Annotated in this window: 5 protein-coding genes and 1 pseudogene; 3 read left to right on the top strand and 3 right to left on the bottom strand. The window is 35.0% G+C overall.

The genetic code is table 11. The annotated features are described in order from the left end of the window. The 3 genes and pseudogenes from K5781_RS10090 to K5781_RS10080 all read right to left on the bottom strand — a co-directional run. A pseudogene (locus tag K5781_RS10090) lies at positions 1-524 on the bottom strand (hypothetical protein); the annotation flags it as partial. Between the two features lie 106 nt (positions 525-630). Beyond that, complete coding sequence (locus K5781_RS10085; protein WP_297443762.1) at positions 631-1563, bottom strand: D-2-hydroxyacid dehydrogenase; 933 nt, start codon at positions 1561-1563, stop codon at positions 631-633. A gap of 68 nt (positions 1564-1631) precedes the next feature. After that, positions 1632-3038: a multicopper oxidase domain-containing protein gene (locus K5781_RS10080; protein ID WP_297443765.1), complete on the bottom strand. Its 1407-nt coding sequence runs from the start codon at positions 3036-3038 to the stop codon at positions 1632-1634. Positions 3039-3164: 126 nt separating this feature from the next. Between K5781_RS10080 and K5781_RS10075 the strand changes: the two genes are divergently transcribed. The 3 genes from K5781_RS10075 (at position 3165) to K5781_RS10065 (ending at position 6822) form a co-directional block, all read left to right on the top strand. Further along, on the top strand, positions 3165-4526 hold the full coding sequence (locus tag K5781_RS10075) for an aspartate ammonia-lyase (protein WP_297443760.1): 1362 nt from the start codon (positions 3165-3167) through the stop codon (positions 4524-4526). Between the two features lie 3 nt (positions 4527-4529). Next, positions 4530-5798, top strand: coding sequence for a tRNA (N(6)-L-threonylcarbamoyladenosine(37)-C(2))-methylthiotransferase (locus K5781_RS10070; protein WP_297443757.1), 1269 nt, complete (start codon positions 4530-4532; stop codon positions 5796-5798). A 73-nt stretch (positions 5799-5871) separates the two neighbouring features. Further along, on the top strand, positions 5872-6822 hold the full coding sequence (locus K5781_RS10065; protein ID WP_297443754.1) for a cell division protein FtsZ: 951 nt from the start codon (positions 5872-5874) through the stop codon (positions 6820-6822). Positions 6823-7034: the final 212 nt, after the last annotated feature.

Genomic DNA, 7034 nt, shown 5'->3' with positions numbered 1-7034 from the left:
TCTACAGGTGTTTCTTCTGGGGTTTCCTCTACAGGTGTTTCTTCTGGGGTTTCCTCTACAGATTGTCCAAATACAGAACCGATAATTTCAATCTCTTCAGTTCCAGATGGAGCTTCAATACTCAATGTTCGACTATTGGTTGTTGTAGAAGTTTCTGAAAAATTTGCAAAATCAGCATCTATTAAAACTAAAAACTCATCATCTAAACCACCATAAGAAGAATCAAAGAAGGATCTATCAAAGGTAATATCTAATGTTCCTACAGAATCAGGAACTTCTACAGTCAATATCAAAGAAATGGATTCAGTGTCAGGTTCAATTCCTACAATATTCATTGCAGATGTTGAATATTCAACATCATAGGAAACACCATCAACATCGACAGACATTGTTTCAGCATATACCAATGCAGTTGAAATTATAGTAAACAAAATAAGACCTAAAGAAATTTTCAATAAAGAATTAACACTAGGGAATCGGGTGTGTTTTTCCGAATATAGTTCCTTTACTGCAAAATTGTTCATGTGTATATTTTGACCTCCAAATTGACGTTAAAAATGAAGAGACGATAATAAATCACGTAAAAGTCAAGCTTTTTTGCTTATTTTTAAAGTTCAGGCAGAAATGTTTCTAGATTACGCCACGAAGAATCTGAATAATCTTTTCAGCAATTACATTTGCCGCTAAAGATTGAGCCTCTTTAGTTTGTGCACCAATATGAGGAGTCAAAATTACATTATCAAGTTCTGCGAGTTTGGTTCCAATTGCAGGTTCTTTTTCAAACACATCTAATGCAGCACCACCCAAAGTTCCATTCTTTAGTGCATTGTAAAGTGCATCTTCATCAACAACACCCCCTCTTGAAGTATTGATGATTTTAGCAGTCTTTTTCATTGTAGACATTTTTTCTTCATCAAGGAGATGGTATGTAGAATCTAAAAGAGGAACGTGTATTGAGATATAATCAGAGCTTTGTAACAAAGTATTCAAATCAGCTTTCATCAGACCAACTTCTTTTGAGAACTCTTCATCAATTGGAACTACATCGTATCCAATAATATTCATGTTTAATGCACGTGCAAGTCTTCCCAATCTTTTTCCAATATTTCCTAAACCAATAATTCCAAGATATTTTCCACGAAGTTCTGTCCCTTTCAGTTCCTTTTTGAGCCATTGATCATTTCTAATCGCTCTATCACCTCTAGCAGTTTGTCTTGCAAGAGATAACATCAAGCCAAGAACTAATTCAGATACAGCATTCATTGCTCCTTCAACAGCATTAATGACACGAATGTCTTTTGCTTTTGCTGCTTCTTGATCAACATTATCTAAACCAACTCCAACACGGGCAATAATTTTACAATTGTCAGCCTTTTCAATCATTTCTTTTGTGATTGTAGTTCTGCTTCTTACAATTACAATGTTAAAAGTAGAAATTTTTTCGAGAATTTGTTCTTTGGTGATTTCAGGTTCATAAGAGACCTTTAGCCCATTGTCTATCAAAATTTTATTCAGTATAGGATCAACTTCATCACAAATGAGTACTGAATCATCAAATCCCATAGCAAAAGAAAGTGAACAACGGAATATAATTCATTAAGAAAATAAAAAGAAAAAAAGATGTTAAAAGATCAAGAAGTTAACATTTCTGCTACTACAGGAATTACTTCCCATAATGCGACATAATCGCCACTTGCTTGCATTTCAGAAGCTACTTCATCAGTGTATAAACCGTGAATGTTTTGGGCAGGATGTGCAATACTGTTTGCTCCCATTGGTGGGACAGCATCACTTGGATTGCCTAAAGCGTATGCATAAGATGCTACTGGTGCTGGGATAACTCCTTTCTCAACTAGAACTGGGTTCAAGCCGAATGGGTCACCTGCTACAAATACTGTAGCTGCGCCAGTGTAAATTGCTGCATAATCATGGTTTACTGCTGCATATGCACCTGGTTCATCAAAGACCAAGTCAACAATCATGTTTTGTGAACCTCCGAGTAACCATGTTTCAGTTGCTGCGGATTGTACTCTGTTACCTTGAGTAACTCTGTCCAAAATTTCTCCAACAATGTGGAAGAATAGTGGTTCGTTACCATGGTTTTCAACAAAGAGTCTCACGTGTTGATCATTTTCAACAAACAAGAGTTGTGATTGGTATTGCTTGTGTTCAAGTCCATTCCATGGTTGTGCAACAAAGATGTTCTTGTTTACATCGCCTTTGACGAGTAAGTTATGAGCCATGTTTGGTACATAACCAAATTGCATTCCGTTAACAACTGTTGCAGTATTATGATGTTTGAACATTGCTGCGGCATCATAGTTACCTTCAGGTGTTAGATACAATTGGTTGTATTGGAGTTGGAACTCTAATGCATCTGCATCATAGAATTTTCTATCTAATGAAACATCACCGCCTGCTGAGACTTTTGTTTTCTCAACCATTAGTTTCTTGTATCCATTGACAGGATCAACGATTGCAATTCCGTACATGCCGGAAAGAACGTGTTGGTCCATACCAATTAGTTTGACACCAGAACAATGGTATTTGAAGACACCAGCTGATTCAGCGATGTAACAGTACTGACTTGTTTCACCAGGATTAACTGATTCAAAGTTTCCTGCTGACATTTGTGATGCATGCATGTCGTTACCGTGTCCAGTAACTTCATCTGATGGGATTGTAAGTGTCATTTTTACAACATCACCTTGTGTAACTCTTAGTGTTGGTCCTGGGACCATTCCGCTAAAAGTCATGGCGTTGTAAGTTTTTCCTCCCATGATTGGAAGAGTAACACTTTCACCAGTCAAATTGAACTCAACTACGTTGCGTCCAGTTTGTGATAATGCACCACAATCAGTTTCTGCGAATGCTTGAGGCATTACAAGCTGTAAACCGCCCATTTGATGGATTTGTTCAATTACATCGACATCCATTTTGTTGATATCTAGTGATTGTCCAGCAATCTGGGTTTGTGTGTATGTGCTTCCGAATAAGGTTGCTCCCATTACAGCTACTGCTGCAATTGTGAAGAGCATACTAACACGCTTATTCATAAAGCAACGACCTTACAAATCCTATATAATAATTCCCATTACTGGCACAAGAATTTTTGAAAATATCTGAAAAAGAATGAATAATGGGTGAAATTCAGTAAAGTCAACATGAAATTTAGATTAGATCAAGATTCACTTGGAAAAGTCAAAATCCCAGCTGACGCATATTATGGGGCATTTACAGGAAGAGCAATCAACCAATACCATGTAACAGGAAACAAAAGTCATGAGAATTTGATCAAGTCATTTGTAATGATTAAACGATCTGCAGCAATCGCAAATATGAAGACCAAAGCAATTGATGCAAAAAGAGGAAAAGCAATTGTTACAGCATGTGATAAAATACTTGCTGGAAAATTTGTAGATCAATTTGTGGTAGATATGATAAATTCAGGAGCAGGAACTGCATTTAATATGAATTCTAATGAAGTCATATCAAATGTAGCATTAGAAGTTCTCCATAAAAAGAAAGGACAGTATGAGTTCTTACATCCAAATGATCATGTCAACATGTCACAATCAAGTAATGATACATATCCAACAGCTATGCATGTTGCAATTCTTATGAATCTTAAAGATACAATTCCTGCCATAGATATTTTGATTAAATCATTATCAAAAAAAGCAAAACAATTTTCATCATTTAAAAAAATTGGAAGAACACATCTCATGGATGCATTACCTGTAACATTAGGAAGTGAGTTTGATGCATATGTAACATCAATTTCCAAAGCAAGAAAAGAAATCATTGATGCACAAAAAGAATTGCAATATGTCGCATTAGGAGGAACAGCTGTTGGGACAGGAGCCAACACGCCAAAAGGATACAGGAAAATTGCAATAACAGAATTAGGAAAAATTTCAAAATTATCATTAAAGCCAGAAAAAGATATGCAACACAGTTTACAAAGTAAATTTGCAGTTGCTAATTTATCAAGTGCATTAAGAAATTTAGCACTTGAAATAGGAAAAATCGCTAATGATATCAGACTGATGGCATCAGGCCCTATCGCAGGATTGGCAGAATTGGGAATCCCTGCAGTTCATGCAGGTTCATCAATTATGCCTGGAAAAGTAAATCCATCTTTAGCAGAATGCATGAACATGGTTTGCTTCAACATAATTGGAAATGACACTGCAGTTTCTTATGCTGCACAAGGAGGTCAGTTTGAGCTAAATGTGATGTTACCAGGAATGCTAAAGTGCATGTTAGAATCAACAGACATGCTAAAAAATTTCTTGCCAATATTTTCTGCAAACCTAATCGATGGACTAACAGCTAACAAAGACAAATTACGTCAAGATATTGAAAATAGTCCTGTGATTGTAACATTGTTAACTCCAAAAATAGGATATCTAAAATCAGCTGAATTATTCAAAGAGTCTCTAAAAACAGGGAAAACTATCAGAGAACTTGTTGTTTCAAAGAAATTAATGAGCAACAAAGAGATTGATTCTCTATTTGGATAAATTATGGCAAAAATTTTCGTAGAAGCATATGGATGCTCTGCTAGTTTTGCAGATTCTGAAATGATTTCAGGATTAATTCTAAATGGAGGGCATACATTAGCAGATAATTCTTCAGAATCGGATCTTAACATAGTAGTTACATGTTCAGTCAAAGATTCCACTGCAAACAAAATGATGTATAGAATTAATTCATTAAAATCAAAACCGCTTATTGTAGCAGGATGTCTTCCAAAAGCAGAAAAAGAAACAGTTGAAAAATTTTCAGAAAATGCTAGTATGCTTGGACCAAATTCATTAGGAAAAACACTACAAGTAATTAATTCAACATTAGGAGGTCAAAAACAAATTGCATTAGAAGATTCAGATTTGTCAAAAGTGGGACTTCCCAAAGTCAGACTTAATCCCACAGTAGGGATTGTAGAGATTGCAAGTGGATGTATGAGTGAATGTACCTTTTGCCAAACAAAATTATCTAAAGGAGATCTATCTAGTTACAGATTAGGAGATATCGTAAGACAAGTTGAAACGGAAATTAACGAAGGATGTAAAGAAGTATGGTTAACATCGACAGATAATGGATGTTATGGATTTGATATAGGAACAGATCTGCCAACTCTAATCAATACCGTATCAGAAATTCCAGAAGATTTCATGATAAGAGTTGGAATGATGAACCCAATGTATATGCCAAGAATTAAAGAAAAATTAATCGATTCTTATGATAATGACAAAGTCTTCAAATTTTTACATATTCCAGTACAGAGTGGAAGTGATCAAGTACTTCACGATATGAAACGTGGACATACTGAAGGAACTTTCAGAGAAATTTCTAAGAAAATGAAAGAAAGATTTAGAGACTTTACCATATCCACAGATATCATAGTTGGATTTCCTACTGAAACAGAAGAAGAATTTCAAAAAACTGTGAAATTACTAGATGAAACAAAGCCAGATGTAGTAAATTTATCAAAATACAGTGCTAGACCAGGAACAGATGCTGCAGAATTAGAACAAATTGATGCATCAGAAATGAAAAGAAGAACAAAGATAATTTTTGAGCAGATCAACAAACTATCAATGGAGAGTAACCAAAAATGGATCGGTTGGAAAGGAAAAGTTCTATTTGATGAGATGACAGAAGAAGGGATTAAGGGTAGAAACTTTGCCTACAAGCCTATAGCTGTTGATGAAGATGTTGAATTAGGACAATCACATATAGTTGAAATCACAGATGCAACTGTAAAAAGGCTGGTTGGTAAGATCGCAAGCTAATTTTTTTCGATCTAAAATTTGATTAAAAAAACGTAAGAAGGTTTTTTATCTAAATCAGGAAATAGAATCAGAAATGAGTTTCCAAGTAAAAGAACCAGTTTTAGTCATAGGCCTAGGAGGCGTAGGCTCAAAATTGGCAAATGATGCAAAAAATACACTAAACTCAGATTGCCTTGTTATTAGTAATGACAAAAAGGATTTTCCTACAGAGGGTTCATCCATACATGTAACAACAGGTTCTGTTGTTAATCCATCTGTTCAATTAATCAGAGGCTCAACTTACAATGTTGCAGACGAGATTAAATCAAAAATTTCAGGTTATTCTACAGTTATCTTGATGAGTAATTTAGCAGGTAAAGCAGGCTCAGCCATGGCACCTGTTGTATCAGAAATATGCAAAGAGGAAGATGCAAGCCTAATCTCCTTTGCAATTATGCCTTTCAAATATGAAAAAGACAGAATTTTCAATTCAGGAGTTTCTCTAAAACGAGTTAGAGAGAATTCAGAATGTACAATAGTTCTTGATAATGATTCAATGTTAGAAAGTAACCCAGATTTGAGTCCTAAAGCATGTTATAGTATTGCAAATTCTGCAGTAATGCACGTAATAAAATCACTTGAAGCATCTGAAATTGCTTCTCAAACAAACATTCTATCAACAAGCAAAGATGGACAGAACATGGAAGACTCTCTTAGAGATTCACTAAAAATGTTATATGGTAATGCCCCACCAAATTCTATAAAACGTTCAATGTTGTATGTGGTAGGAGGAAGCAATATTCCAGTAGGAGTTATCAATGCAATTACAAATCTTACAGCAGGGATTGTCAGTGAAAGTAATTCTCAAATCGATATGACTTCAAATGTAGAAGATTCTAAAGTTGTTATGTTATCATCAATTCAAGGTATGACAAAGTTCGATAATTATGATCCATTAGGAATGATTCCTCAAGAAAATACACTGGATTGGAAAACACCTGATTGTAGTATCGATTGTGAACTAGATTTGTATCAATTAGAATAAACAGATTTTTAAAAAATAAAATTTTTTGAGAAAAATTAATCTTTCTTTGGTGCTTCTTTAGCTGGTTCTTCTTTCTTTGGTGCTTCTTTAGCTGGTTCTTCTTTCTTTGATGCTTCTTTCTTTGGTGCTTCTTTCTTTGGTGCTTCTTTCTTTGGTGCTTCTTTCTTTGGTGCTTCTTTAGCTGGTTCTTCTTTCTTTGGTGCTTCTTTAGC

Origin of the sequence: Nitrosopumilus sp., from assembly GCF_025699255.1 — an archaeon.
GTDB lineage: Archaea > Thermoproteota > Nitrososphaeria > Nitrososphaerales > Nitrosopumilaceae > Nitrosopumilus.
This window is presented reverse-complemented; position numbering and strand designations above follow the sequence as displayed.